This is a genomic window from Maribacter aurantiacus, assembly GCF_005780245.1.
Taxonomy (GTDB): Bacteria; Bacteroidota; Bacteroidia; order Flavobacteriales; family Flavobacteriaceae; genus Maribacter; species Maribacter flavus.
This window is the reverse complement of the sequence record NZ_VBUK01000005.1, coordinates 25,922-39,479: the sequence shown is the minus strand read 5'-3', so window position 1 is coordinate 39,479 and position 13,558 is coordinate 25,922. Positions and strand designations below refer to the sequence as shown.

The following is a 13,558-nucleotide window of genomic DNA, read 5'->3' as shown; positions in this document are numbered from 1 at the left end:
TAGGCCCAAATGAATTGCTATCATTGGGCTTGCGGTCTACCAGAACAGTAGACTACCGTCTAATACATCAAATTAAAAAAGTCTGGTGCAGCACCTGCACATCCCGTATTAAAGGGGGTGGAGAATAATCCTTGAAATATACCTCATCGGCCTCAAAACCTTCAAATAGGTTTATGTAAGCATATACAAAGGAAACAACGAATACGTGTTGGTCAAAGGAATAATGGTCCAATGACAACTTTAAGTCATCATGGCCTTCGAAGACAACTTCCACGTCAGAACAGCAGTCCATTTTCATTTCCATCATGGGACAATCACTGGGCGACTTGGTCATTTTGGCATTCATTAAGCAAGTATCCACATTACTGGACAAGCTGAAATCCACCAAGTGGTCCCCACAATAGTGCATGTCCACCGTGAAGGACATTGTGGAGAAAAACACCAAAAGTGCCATTGCAATCGCCGCTATTTTATGAATGCTTGCTTTCATTACCGAATGCAAAGTTATAAAATTTCCAATTTGAAATCGGACTTTAAGAAATGTTTAGTTCCATAACGCATTGATATCGAAAAAAGTGTCCCTTTTTTGGGAAGGCACTTTCTAATTTTCAATATCGATAAAACTATTGACAGAGGTATACAGCTTAAATGTATCGAACAAGCGATTCTGGAATTTTCTGGCAATATCAGCATCGTTAAAAATCCATGCTTCGGATATGGACGGGGACAGCACCAATTCGCCCAAAAGATACTCTACAAAGTAGGAGCCGGATTCGGTGAGTAGAACAAAGTTGGTTTTTGTACAATTCACAATGAGGTGATGTAGCATACTTTGAAAGTAAAAATAATCACTTTCTTCAAAATATCCACTTCCAAATATTAGAATTTAGGATCACTAAGCTATTACGCAAGAAAAACAGTTCCTTTCAACCAATTTTTCATGAAATCGTACCGCACAGTTTCGCTATTTTAAAAATGCCTCGCCATCCTCAAATCGAACAAAATGACAGGTATACCCATTGGGGTTCTTTACCAAATAGTCTTGATGGTACTCTTCGGCAGGCCAAAAAGTGGTCCATGGCTCCAAGGTGGTCACTACTTTGGATGGCCATTTACCCGACTCATCCACTAATTTAATGACTTCCTCCGCTTTCTGTTTTTCGGTATCGTTTTGATAGAAAATAGCCGACCGGTAACTGGAACCGCGATCGTTGCCCTGCCTGTTTACCGTGGTGGGATCATGCATCCGAAAGAAAAAATCCAACAACTCCTTGAACGAAGTTTTCTCCGGATCATAGATAATCTCAATACCTTCGGCATGGCCTGGATGATTATGATAAGTGGGGTTTTCGTTCTCGCCTCCCTGATAGCCCACCTCGGTATCCACTACCCCGGGACGCTTCCTGAAAAGATCCTCCATGCCCCAAAAACAACCTCCGGCTATATACGCTTTTTTATACTCGTTCATTGATTTTTATTTTATGATACTACGGGTTACCCTCAAAGATACGTCCCATATTGAAATTTTATACCTCTTAGAATTGTTGGGCAATATGAAAAGGATTTCCCCTTTTTCATGATTCCATTGTGTTCAGAAGCTTTACTTTAATTAAAAAATCTACCACCTTTGCTTTGGACATTTCACAAGGTTTCAACAACTCTTTTTCCTTTGTGCTATAGAAATTCATACTTATAAAATCGCTTCCCCCCAATTCCTCGGCATATAGCTTAATGGACTTTCCATTATTGAAGGTAGTCTTGCTTATACCATATTTTTTACACTGATACATTCCTGTAGAGTATCCCTCTGGAAATTTTTGGAAATCCATTGCCTGTTTTTTTTTAGGAACTGCAGGAGAGCATCGAACAACCGACTTTATGTCGGGCCCAATCCGGTCTTTTGGCGAACCATTTTTCCTTTTCGGGTTGTTCATCGTAGGGCCTTTTTAGCAATTGAAACAACTCGTCTATCAAGGAATAATCTCCCGTATCTGCAGCATCAATGGCCAATTGGGCCATATAATTGCGCAAGACAAACTTTGGATTCACCTTGTCCATGGCTTTTTTTCGTTTGTCATTGGCCGAATTTTCATTTTTCAGCCTTTCGGAATAGTTCAAAAACCATTGGTCCCATTGCTCCTTTATCTTGCCATCTATTTCCTTGGGGGAATAAAAGGCTTCCTGTACTACTTCAATTCCCGGGATACTTCCCTCCCCTTTATAGTTCGCCAATTGCCGAAAGAATATGGTCATATCGGTTTCGGAAGCCTGTAGCACGGCTTCCAAATCGGTTATCAATTGGGAATCTGCCTCCTGTTCCGTGGTTAGTCCCAGTTTTTGTTGCATCATGTTTTGATACGCTTGCGGAAGGTCGTTCCTATACCCCATTAAAATATCTTCCAAGGGTTCTGCCTCCTCGATCAAGGGATATAGGGCATTCGCCAATTGCAAAAGGTTCCATAATACGATTTGTGGTTGTGTCCCAAAGCGGTACCGCTTGTACGTGCGGTCCGTAGTATTGGGGGTCCAACCATGATCATACCCCTCTAGCCAACCGTAAGGGCCATAATCGATGGTAAGCCCCAGAATGGACATATTATCCGTATTCATCACCCCATGTACAAAACCTACGCGTTGCCAATGGATGACCATTTCAAGACTCCGATGTACCACTTCTTGGAAAAATTTTAAATAGGTTTCCTTAGAAGGCACTCCCAAATGCGGAAAATGGTGCGTAATGGTAAAATCGACCAATTTTTTAAGGGTGTCATGATCTCCTCGGGAAGTGAATATCTCAAAATTCCCGAACCGAATAAACGATTCCGCAACCCGACAGACAATGGCGCCTTTTTCGTATTGGGGGTTACCATCATACAGCATATCCCGCAGGACCTGGTCGCCACTTAGCATGAGCGATAAGGCCCTTGTCGTAGGAATTCCCAAATGATGCATGGCCTCACTGCACAAATATTCCCGAATGGAGGAACGTAGCACGGCCAGCCCATCCGCCGATCTGGAGTACGGGGTCTCCCCCGCTCCCTTTAGTTGCAAAGCCCATTTCTTTTCTTCGCTTTCTACCTCACAGAGATTAATAGCCCTACCATCGCCCAGCTGTCCGGCCCAATTACCAAACTGATGCCCTCCATAGCACATGGCGTACGGATGGGTATTTTTGAGTACCTCTGCTCCTGAAAACACTTTTAAGAATTTTTCCGAAGCCGCTGTGGAACTATCCAGTCCCATGGCCTCCAACATTTCCGGACTAACATGAAGCAACGTAGGATTGCCGGGCTCCTTGGGCCTTACAAAGGAAAAACAAGCTTCCGTTACCTGACGTCGAGCCGTATCTGTCCTTGGGTCTGAAGGTAGTTCTTTGTTGAATTTATCCCGTATATTCAGTTTGATGTCGATCATGATTCTATGCTATTCTCAATATACCAAAATTACCAAGGCTGGCAAACATATCCGCATGGCACTTTTGATTAGACTTAAGGGATTACAAAAACTTACAATGTACGGTTAGGATATTAATCGATGTTTTTAAATTATCCAGAACCGAATTCGGTAGGACCTTATTTTCCTAGGACATAAAAGTTCGAATCGCATTTACAAATTTTAAATATCTAGTACGTGATTCTAACTATGCAAACGCTAAAAACTCAACAGAAAAATGAAGTGATTTAAACTTTTTGGATTGAAGCGAAAATTGAATGAATTATGCCCAGAGGAAGGCTTTTTTTAGCTGCATAGCAGGGCTACGGAGCAAAAAAAAGACAAAATATGGGTGCAATTCTGCAATTTTTTAGCCAATTTGAAAAAGTTTAAACCACTTCAATGACCAAATACATGGATTAAATATTTGTAGGTCCGTAAACGAAGTTAAACCCGCATTATGCAGTAGAAAAGCTGTTATAGCTAATAATCCCTTCAAAATAAAAAGCTACGCTGTGTTTTCAATTTCACCATAGCGGTGCTGTGCTAAAATTTCCAAACTACTTTATTGGCACCGCAAAAGGGTATAATACTTCGAGGCTTGCCTCGAAATTAAAAATTTGCTTCCTGCGAATGCCTGGTGGGCTTGCCCCGTGGTAGTTTACTTTTTTGCGCTTTTCACCTTCACGACGCTCCCCTAACGCATATTTCGGGTTAAAAATCTACAAGATTCTTTGTACTAGCTGCCAGAAATAAAATATCTTCGACCCTTAAAACATTTAAAGGACCGATTATAAATAATAGAAAACGATTCCTTAAAAAAATCCTTAACCTGTTAGATGTTCAGTTTTTTTACAAAGAAGCACTTTTTGATCGACCATTTAAATGGTTTTGTGGACATCCACAACCACATACTGCCAGGCATTGATGACGGGGCAAAAACAGTGGAAGATTCCTTGGAGCTCATTAAAGGCTTTGGTGAGTTTGGTGTGTCGGATTTTATCTGCACACCCCATATTATGGAAAATTATTATCCCAATACGCCGGATACCATCCATAATTCATTGGTGCTTTTAAAAAATGGTCTAAAAATGAACGATTTCAACCACGTTCGTGTAGAAGCTGCCGCAGAGCATATGATCGATGCCGGGTTTGAGAGTAAATTGGAGGACAATCGCATCATGCCCTTGGCATCTAGTTATATCCTTATTGAAATGTCCTATTTACAGCCTTCCTTGAATTTGTTCGATATGGTCGAGAAAATCTCCGCAAGGAGCCTTTACACCATTCTGGCCCACCCGGAACGCTATAATTTTCTCCATGGGAAACAGAAGTCCTTTGAGGAATTAAAAAATAAAGGCATGCTTTTGCAATTGAATATTTTGTCCCTATCCGGGTATTATGGCAAGGAGGTCCAAAAAACCGCCATGTTGTTACTGAACCACAACCTATTGGACTTTATAGCGACGGATATCCATAACACCAGACAATTAAAAGTGCTCAAGGAAATGGAACTGAAGCAGCAAACAATTGATTTAGTATTGCCAATCATCGAAAGGACTACTTACAATTTTAAATGACAGCAGAAATTTTGGGAGTTTTAATGAAAGGGAGAAATTGATATAAAATTCAATATTCATTAATTTTAAAATTCAAGTAACAAGTTCCAAATCCCAAATCCCAAATTGTACTGAAAACAATGTCGCCTCGAGCCTTTCGTTTTGCTGCGCAAGGTGCGTTCAAAGAAAACATGTTTTCTTTTCACCCAATGCTCAAGATAAACTAAAGTTGAGACGTAAATTTGAGCACATTAGGATTAATGACCTCTCGACTGCGCTCGAGGGTACAATCATCTCATGACTAATAACGGACAATTGGAATCTAAATTTCAAGCACCAAATTCAAAGTTTCAAGTTCAAAGTTCCAAGTTTCAATAAAAAAACACCCCGTTTTGAGGACTAAGTCCTCAAAACGGGGTGTTTTCATTTCTTCAATACTTATTAAGCTGAGCTAGGCGATTTATAAAACTAGACCGACTTAAAACTTCCACCATTTTTTTGTGGTCTTGCTATAGCCATAGCCATATTTTCCACCATATCCCAGATTGTCCAAGCTAACATCGTTCACCACAAAGGAAAGGTTTTTCAATTTGCCTTCCGCTTTGAGTTGTAATGGAAACTCAACGGCATTTTTGTCGGTTATGCCCGCACGGGTTACGTAAATCAAGAAATCAGAATACGGGGTTATCAGCAAGGTATCGCTCACTACCATTAAGGGAGCCGTATCCACAATAACATAGTCATACATATCTGAAACGGTATCGAAAAGTTCCCCTACCCTGGAACTCATTAAAAGTTCCGCAGGGTTGGGGGGAATCTTTCCAGAATAGATAACATCGATGGTACTATGGTGTACCAACATAGGATTGATAATATCGTTAATCTCAATTTTATCATTGAAAATAAACTCGGTAAGACCGGCATCCTTATGTTTACTGGTACTTTTCATTTTATCGATGGAGTCCCCAGTAAAAAAGGAATAGAACTTTGGGTTTCGAATATCCGCACCAATCAACAATACCTTTTTATTCGTGCTCGCCAATATCATGGCCAAATTCGTGGAAATAAAGGTTTTTCCCTCACCGGGTACACTGGAACTAATGAATATCCGATTGTTCTTTTTACTGTCAACCGCAGTTTTTGATTTTATTAGGTAATCCAAATTGGTCCTTAAGATTCGCAAGGCCTCGGCCAAAACGGATCGATCATCCTTTACAATTAGTTTTTCATCTTTTTTACCCAATCTTGGGAGTTCGCCCAATACCGGTACATCCTTGGTGACATCCTCCAAATTGTGTTTATTGTGGATTTTAGTATCCAATAAGTCCTTGCCATAAATGACACCAAAAGGAACCAACATTCCCAACATTAATGCCGCTAAATAGGTAATCGTGGTTTTGGGCTTTACAGGAGTAGGGCTGGCAATATAGGCCTTGTCGATTACATTTGATTTGGGCTCCGCAGAGGCAAAGGCAATCTGTGATTCTTCCCTTTTCTGCAACAGATACAGGTATAGCGACTCCGTAGTTTCCTGTTTACGGGTTATATTGCGCAACTCCCGTTGATTTTCGGGTGCTGAATAAATTGTTCCCTGTATCCTTCCCAACTGACTTTGCAAGGTACTTACGTTCATTCCCACGTTCCTTTCCAAAGAGGAAAGACTGGATTGCATGGTACTTTTGAGACCATCTAATTGTTCGTCCAAATTAACGATCATTGGGTTTTGCTCATCCGCACTTTTTAACAAGCGCTTCCGTTCCGCTACCAACTGATTGTACTGCATGGTGGCTTGGGAAATAGCCCCATTGCCTACATCTACCACAGGCATTTCCTCATAACCTGTTTCTCCTTCCACATATTCCTTTAACCCACTGACCATTTGTAGTTGAACACGGGCATTTTCCAAGTTCTGCCGGCTACCCGCACTTACCTGCACGGCCGCCCCAACTTCCAGACCGGAACCCGTCATCCCCTTTTGGGTTAAAAGTTGCTGGGCATCTTCATCAACGGACGTGAGCGTCCCAGATATCATTTGGATCCTATTATTAATAAACTCAGAGGTGGCATCTGCAATTCGCTTTTTTTCCTCTACATCGTTTCGGTTGTAAATTTCAATCAACTTATCAATAATATCCTTTGCTTTTTGAGGAATGGGACTGATCATGGAAATGTCCAATATATTGGAAAATTCTTCCGTGGCGGCAACCGTAACGGCCGCTTTTAAGGAACGGGCTACATTTTCCACCGGTGATATGGAAACATAGTAATCATTGTCTATAATCCCTTTGGGGTCCTTCACATTGGGAGTAATGATCATATCCCCTATGGGTGTAGGAACTGCATTTCCATAGGAATAAACTTTTGAAGGTGCATCCTCCTGCTCTTTAAAGGAAAAATTCGTTTCTGAGGTAGGTTCAATAAAAAATCCGTATTGGGCATTATGAACAATTGAGTCCGCGGCTATAAAATTCAATTTAAACGGCGGATTACCGTAAATCTCGGAATTTATGATACTCCCTAAGGCCGTTACTTGCATGTTGATACCCAATTCCTTGACTACTTCAATAAAGTTGGAACGGGATGCCAGGATTTCAATCTCGTCCTCCACTTGCTTGGAACTCCCACCCATGATATCAAGGTCTTGAAATACGCTCAACTCGTTGGTAGAATTCTTATCCTGAACAATCTGTATCTGGGACTGCACGGCATATTCGGGAATGGTATATCGTATTTTTAAATAGGCGATAACCAATGCCAAAATACCGCAGAGCACAAACCACTTCCAATGCTTGGTATAGGTGGTTACTATTTTTTTTAAATCCTCGGTTTTGTTTGAAAAAGTCATAGTTTCCTTTGAAAGCTATTAAATGGACGCTCTAATTTCTGGTTAATATAATGACGGTGGTAGTTATTAGAAGGGAAGCAATGGAAACGGCAAGCCCTGCCCTATTATCCAAGGTGGATTGCGATACCGCTGATCTGTTGGGCTCTATGTATACCACATCGTTTTGGGTCAAGTAATACACCGGCGAGTTTAAGGCCTCTTTTTTTGTCAAATCGATGCGCGTATAAACTTTGGTGCCATTGAAATCCCTAACGACCATAACATTATCCCTTTTGCCCTTAATCGTCAAGTCTCCCGCTAAACCGATAGCCTCCAAAACGGTCACCTGCTCCCCAATTATCTGATACGTTCCCGGTCTATTTACCTCCCCTAAAAGGGTAACTGTGAAATTGACCAAGCGGATATTTATAATGGGATCTTTCAAATAGGGCTTCAATTTTTCCTTTAACAATTCCCTGGTTTCCTCAGGGGTCAATCCCAAAATTTTGATCCGACCAAGTACTGGGAAATCAATTTCACCATTCTTGTCTACAATATAGTCCAACTGGTTAGGTTGTACGCCTCCTACATTGTTTCCGCGAAGAACACTTTCTGGTTGTACCCCCATAAAAATGTTGAACGGGGCGCTTGCGGCCTGATCTAAAGTAGACACGTTGATACGTACAATATCGTCTACCTTAAAGCTATAATTGTGATTGTTATCACTAACAATGGTTTCGTAATTCTGGGCGTCCTGAAAATAAACGATATCCTTTCTGGAACCACAGGAAGTTATCAATGCCCCTGATAAAATGAACCATAATGGGACTCTAAAAAAATTAAAGATTTTTGACATAATGTAAGTGAAGTGAATTTATAAACCGTAAATAAAACGGCAGGTTAGGGTTGTACAATTTTAAGGTTTGGATTCGCTTTTTCCTTTTCTCCTTCGGCCTTAGGTTTCTTATCAAACTCACAGAGGGTGGAATTCTTGGATACATATTCGGGGACGATTTCCTTCATCAATTGAATGGTATTTCCGTTAAAGAACATGTTGGTAATACACAACTCGTCAATCTGGGAACGTACCTTGGCATAATCCAATTCCCGTACTTTGCTTATTTTGATTTTTTGATGATAGGTAGGCATGGTATTCTCACCATTGGCCAACAATTCCTCGTACAATTTTTCACCGGGCCTTAATCCTGTAATTTTGATATCGATATCTTCTGGGTAGCGCAAACCGGAAAGTTTGATCATGTTTTTGGCCAAGTCGTATATCTTGACGGATTCACCCATGTCAAAGATAAAGATCTCCCCACCTTCGCCCATGGCACCGGCTTCCAATACCAATTGGGATGCTTCCGGTATGGTCATAAAGTATCGGGTAATATCCTTGTGGGTAAGGGTCAAGGGACCTCCCATTTCTATCTGTTTTCTAAATAATGGGATTACGGAACCATTGGATCCCAGAACGTTGCCAAATCGGGTAGTAATGAATTTGGTCTTTTCCTCTTTTTGCATGCAACTAATGTACATTTCCGCAATCCGTTTGGAAGCTCCCATAACGTTCGTGGGGTTTACTGCCTTATCCGTAGAAACAAATACGAATTTTTCAACGCCGTGGATCAAGGAAAGATCGGCAATGGTCTTAGTACCCGCAATATTGATTTTTATGGCCTCATAGGAATTGTATTCCATCAAGGGCACATGTTTGTAGGCGGCCGCATGAAAGACCATATTGGGCTTGTGTTCCGAGAAAAGGGCGTTCATCCGGTTCTTGTCTCGAATATCGCTTACGATGGGTATAAAATTATGATGGCCATTTTGCTTTAGCTCCTGCTGTAGGTCATACAAGGCGGATTCCGCCGAATCGATTATGATGAGGGACTTTGGGGAATAGGCACAAATCTGACGAACGATCTCGCTACCAATGGAACCGGCACCACCGGTAACCATGATGCTTTTGTTCAACAATTCCATTTCAATTTTGCTATTCTTGATTTTTATGGGTGCCCGATCCAACAAATCCTCTATCTGTACCTGCTTGATTTGGGAAACCTTCAATTCACCATTGATCCAATTCTCAATGGGAGGAACGATTTTAACCACCACGGGTAAATCCATCAATCCCTCCACGGTTTTTCTCAATTTTAAGGAATCGATATTCTGTATGGAGAAGATGATTTCTGAAATGCTATTTTTTTCAATGAAGTCCTTTGTTACCGTCTTTCGGGCAAAAACAGGTACGCCATTGATATTTTTTCCAATTTTTTTGACATCGCGGTCAATATAGCCCACCACCTTGTATTCACTTTGGGAGTGGTTGGTAATGGCACCGTGGGTCAACACCCCAGAGTCTCCTGCACCATAAATCAGTACTTTTTTAAAGGCCTTGGTGCCTTGGTTCATAGTACTATAAATGGATTTAAAAACGAATCTGGAAGCCGTAAGGCCAATAAAGGTCAACAGACTATTGATGATAATAATGGAAAGGGGTATGGTGAATAGGTTCAATACACCAAAAACCCTGTTCGCCAATACTATAAAAATGACCAGAATACTGGAAAGGCAGACAGCGTTAAAAATATTGTAGACATCCCGGACCCCCGTATGCCGTACCACCCCTTTGTAAGACCCAACAATTAAAAAGGATATGAGACCGGTTAGCAATACCAAGGGAAGTTGTACGAGAAGGTTCTCTACCTGAAAATCCAAGGTAAGATTGAACCTGATCAGATAGGACAATACAAACGCGAAGGCAATCGTTGCCAAATCGATGGCCAGGACCAACCACTTGGAAGCATAGCGCTCTGCACTGTAGGTAATGTATTTTTGTATCATGATAAAGCGTTTTTAATTGTTTCCGATACCCGCTCCAAATCCTCTTGGGAAAGATTGGAACCGCTTGGAAGACATAATCCTCTTTGGAACAGTACTTCGGAAGTACCATCCAAATATTGCTTGGAATCCTTAAATACGGGTTGCAAATGAAGAGGTTTCCATAATGGCCTAGATTCAATATTTTGCTCTAATAGCGCCATTCTCAAAGTTTCTCGCATATCATAACAGGATGTTAAGATACAACTTAACCACCGATTGGAAAAATAATCTTTCGGTTCCGGTAAAAAAGAAAGTTCATTTTGTGAGCTCAATGAATTTAGGTAAAACTCATAATTCTTTCGCCTGGCCGAAACCCGGTCCTTCAAGACCTCCATTTGGCCACGGCCAATGCCTGCAAGTACATTGCTCATACGGTAATTATACCCAACATGGCTATGTTGGTAATGGGGAGCCTCGTCCCGGGCCTGGGTAGCCAAGAATACGGCCTTGTCCCTAAGGGTTTTGTTTCTTGTGACCAGTGCGCCACCCCCAGATGTCGTAATGATTTTGTTGCCATTAAAGGATAGAATGCCTACATCCCCAAAAGTTCCACAGGAAGTACCTTTATACCAACTACCCAGTGCCTCCGCGCTGTCCTCTAAAATTGGGATTTCGAAGGCATCGGCAATGGAACGAATCTTTTCAATTTTATAGGGCATGCCGTACAAATGGACGGCTATAATGGCCTTTGGTTTTCTGTGATTCTTTATTCGGTCTTCTATTGCTTCGCGCAGCAGTTCCGGACTCATGTTCCAAGTATCCGTTTCACTGTCCACAAAAACAGGTTGTGCCCCTAGATATAAAATAGGATTGGCGGAAGCGGAAAAGGTAAAGCTTTGACAAAGCACCTCATCCCCCGGACCTACGCCCAACAGCTCCAACCCAAGGTGGATGGCAGCGGTTCCTGAACTTAGGGCGGCAACGTGAACCGCGTTTCCAAGTTCCTTTTCAATGGACCTCTCAAAAGCGTCCACATTGGGACCCAAGGGGGCGACCCAATTGGTTTCAAAGGCTTCATGCACATAATTCAACTCGTCTCCGCCCATATGTGGAGAGGAAAGCCAAATTTTAGTAGGTGTTGCAATGGTTTTCAAATGGTTGTTACAATTTAGGGTTGCAAATATAGATTTCAAAATTAACTATTATCGTGCTCAATCAAGATAATTAAGGACATAATTCGTCTAAGGCTTACAATTCATCGGTTAAAAACCATATACCCTTCCTTTCAACGAAGTGAAGGGATATTTGGTCTCTTTCGCACGTCTTCCCTTTTTAAAACCTGTTTTATTTTTCATCTTTGTCTTTTAATCCCTAAACCAGGAAATGAAAACGATTACAAAAATCTGTTGTATCGGAGCAGGCTATGTGGGCGGACCCACCATGTCCGTAATTGCCAACAAATGCCCAGAAATACAGGTAACGGTCGTAGATATCAATAAGGACCGTATCGACCAATGGAACACGGAAAACCTGGATACTTTACCTATATATGAACCGGGACTTAAGGAAATCGTAGCGGAAAGCCGGGGAAAGAACCTCTTCTTCTCTACGGATGTCGATACCGCCATAGACGAGGCCCAAATGATCTTTATATCGGTAAATACACCCACCAAAACCTATGGTAAGGGCAAAGGCCAAGCGGCCGATTTAAAATATATAGAACTTTGTGCCCGTAATATCGCCAAGGTGGCCAAGGATGACAAGATCGTTGTGGAAAAATCTACCTTACCGGTACGTACGGCGCAGGCCATACAGAATATCCTGGAAAATACAGGAAATGATGTACACTTTGAAATTTTATCCAACCCGGAATTTTTGGCGGAAGGTACGGCCATTGAAGACCTTTTACATGCGGATAGGGTACTCATTGGTGGCAATGACACGCCCTCCGGACAGGAAGCCAAGGATGCTTTAAGTGCCGTATATGAACACTGGCTGCCCAAGGAACGTATTTTACAGACTAACGTATGGTCTTCGGAACTTTCCAAACTGGTGGCCAATGCCTTTTTGGCGCAACGGGTATCCTCCATCAACACCATATCTGCCTTGTGCGAGAAAACGGATGCCAATGTTCAGGAAATCTCCAGGGCCATTGGCTTTGACAGTAGGATAGGCCCCAAGTTTTTGAATGCCTCCGTGGGCTTTGGCGGCTCCTGTTTTCAAAAGGACATTCTAAACCTGGTCTACATTGCACGCTCCTACGGCCTAAACGAAGTGGCCGATTATTGGGAGCAGGTAATCATCGCCAACGACTACCAAAAAAGAAGGTTTGCGGGAAAAATCATTTCAACATTATATAACACCGTATCTGGAAAGAAAATCGTTTTGTATGGCTGGGCCTTTAAAAAGGATACGAACGATACCCGAGAATCTCCCGCCATCGCCATCGCGGATGCCCTTCTGGAAGAACATGCGGAACTATTGGTCTATGACCCGAAGGTCAAGGAAGATAGGATTTATGCCGATTTGGACTATTTGGGTACCCGGTCCCCTGAAGAAAACAGAAGATTGTTAAAGGTAACCTCAGACCCTATCGTTGCCACCAAAGAGGCCCATGCCATTGCCCTACTTACGGAGTGGGACGAGTTTACAGCCTACGACTGGCAGAAAATTTATGATCAAATGCTAAAACCGGCCTTCGTATTTGACGGCAGAAGAATCCTGGACACTGCCCTAATGAATGAAATAGGTTTTAACTACTACAAGATAGGTGAATAATGAAGAAGACCTTAAGCCATTTTTCATCCCTTAGTCAATGAAGATAAAGGATATGTTAGGTCGTCCTCAGTTGGGAATGTTAGGTCCAGTCCTTCGGCCACGCTCAGGACAAACCAAGATAGAGACCTCATTCCTAAACGGT

General features: G+C 41.9%; 11 protein-coding genes. 2 read left to right on the top strand and 9 right to left on the bottom strand.

Annotation, left to right across the window (positions count from 1 at the left end; translation table 11 throughout):
* Nucleotides 1-67: 67 nt before the first annotated feature.
* The 5 genes from FEK29_RS09995 to FEK29_RS09975 form a co-directional block, all read right to left on the bottom strand.
* Nucleotides 68-490, bottom strand: coding sequence for an HYC_CC_PP family protein (locus FEK29_RS09995; protein WP_138258295.1), 423 nt, complete (start codon nt 488-490; stop codon nt 68-70).
* A gap of 111 nt (nt 491-601) precedes the next feature.
* On the bottom strand, nt 602-811 hold the full coding sequence (locus FEK29_RS09990; RefSeq protein WP_240042723.1) for a hypothetical protein: 210 nt from the start codon (nt 809-811) through the stop codon (nt 602-604).
* A gap of 153 nt (nt 812-964) precedes the next feature.
* Nucleotides 965-1,468, bottom strand: a complete 504-nt coding sequence (msrA, locus tag FEK29_RS09985; RefSeq protein ID WP_138258293.1) for a peptide-methionine (S)-S-oxide reductase MsrA — start codon at nt 1,466-1,468, stop codon at nt 965-967.
* A gap of 106 nt (nt 1,469-1,574) precedes the next feature.
* The gene (locus FEK29_RS09980; protein WP_138258292.1) at nt 1,575-1,829 is read right to left on the bottom strand and encodes a peptide methionine sulfoxide reductase; all 255 of its coding nucleotides are present in this window, start codon (nt 1,827-1,829) and stop codon (nt 1,575-1,577) included.
* Between the two features lie 13 nt (nt 1,830-1,842).
* On the bottom strand, nt 1,843-3,405 hold the full coding sequence (locus FEK29_RS09975; protein WP_138258471.1) for a protein adenylyltransferase SelO: 1,563 nt from the start codon (nt 3,403-3,405) through the stop codon (nt 1,843-1,845).
* Nucleotides 3,406-4,271: 866 nt separating this feature from the next.
* On the opposite strand from FEK29_RS09975, the gene FEK29_RS09970 reads away from it, so the two are divergent.
* Entirely contained in the window at nt 4,272-5,012 is a 741-nt protein-coding gene (locus tag FEK29_RS09970; protein WP_138258291.1) for a tyrosine-protein phosphatase, read from the top strand.
* A 457-nt stretch (nt 5,013-5,469) separates the two neighbouring features.
* Here FEK29_RS09970 and FEK29_RS09965 read toward each other — a convergent pair whose 3' ends face one another.
* The 4 genes from FEK29_RS09965 to FEK29_RS09950 are packed head-to-tail and all read right to left on the bottom strand — an operon-like array spanning nt 5,470 to nt 11,744.
* Nucleotides 5,470-7,836, bottom strand: coding sequence for a GumC family protein (locus tag FEK29_RS09965; RefSeq protein ID WP_138258290.1), 2,367 nt, complete (start codon nt 7,834-7,836; stop codon nt 5,470-5,472).
* 31 nt (nt 7,837-7,867) lie between these two features.
* The gene (locus FEK29_RS09960; protein WP_138258289.1) at nt 7,868-8,671 is read right to left on the bottom strand and encodes a polysaccharide biosynthesis/export family protein; all 804 of its coding nucleotides are present in this window, start codon (nt 8,669-8,671) and stop codon (nt 7,868-7,870) included.
* A 44-nt stretch (nt 8,672-8,715) separates the two neighbouring features.
* The gene (locus tag FEK29_RS09955) at nt 8,716-10,659 is read right to left on the bottom strand and encodes a polysaccharide biosynthesis protein (protein WP_138258288.1); all 1,944 of its coding nucleotides are present in this window, start codon (nt 10,657-10,659) and stop codon (nt 8,716-8,718) included.
* Entirely contained in the window at nt 10,656-11,744 is a 1,089-nt protein-coding gene (locus tag FEK29_RS09950) for a DegT/DnrJ/EryC1/StrS family aminotransferase (protein WP_138258470.1), read from the bottom strand. Before FEK29_RS09950 ends, FEK29_RS09955 begins: the two co-directional genes overlap by 4 nt.
* A 277-nt stretch (nt 11,745-12,021) precedes the next feature.
* Here FEK29_RS09950 and FEK29_RS09945 point away from each other — a divergent pair, with 277 nt between their 5' ends.
* Nucleotides 12,022-13,416: a nucleotide sugar dehydrogenase gene (locus FEK29_RS09945; RefSeq protein WP_138258287.1), complete on the top strand. Its 1,395-nt coding sequence runs from the start codon at nt 12,022-12,024 to the stop codon at nt 13,414-13,416.
* Nucleotides 13,417-13,558 lie beyond the last annotated feature (142 nt).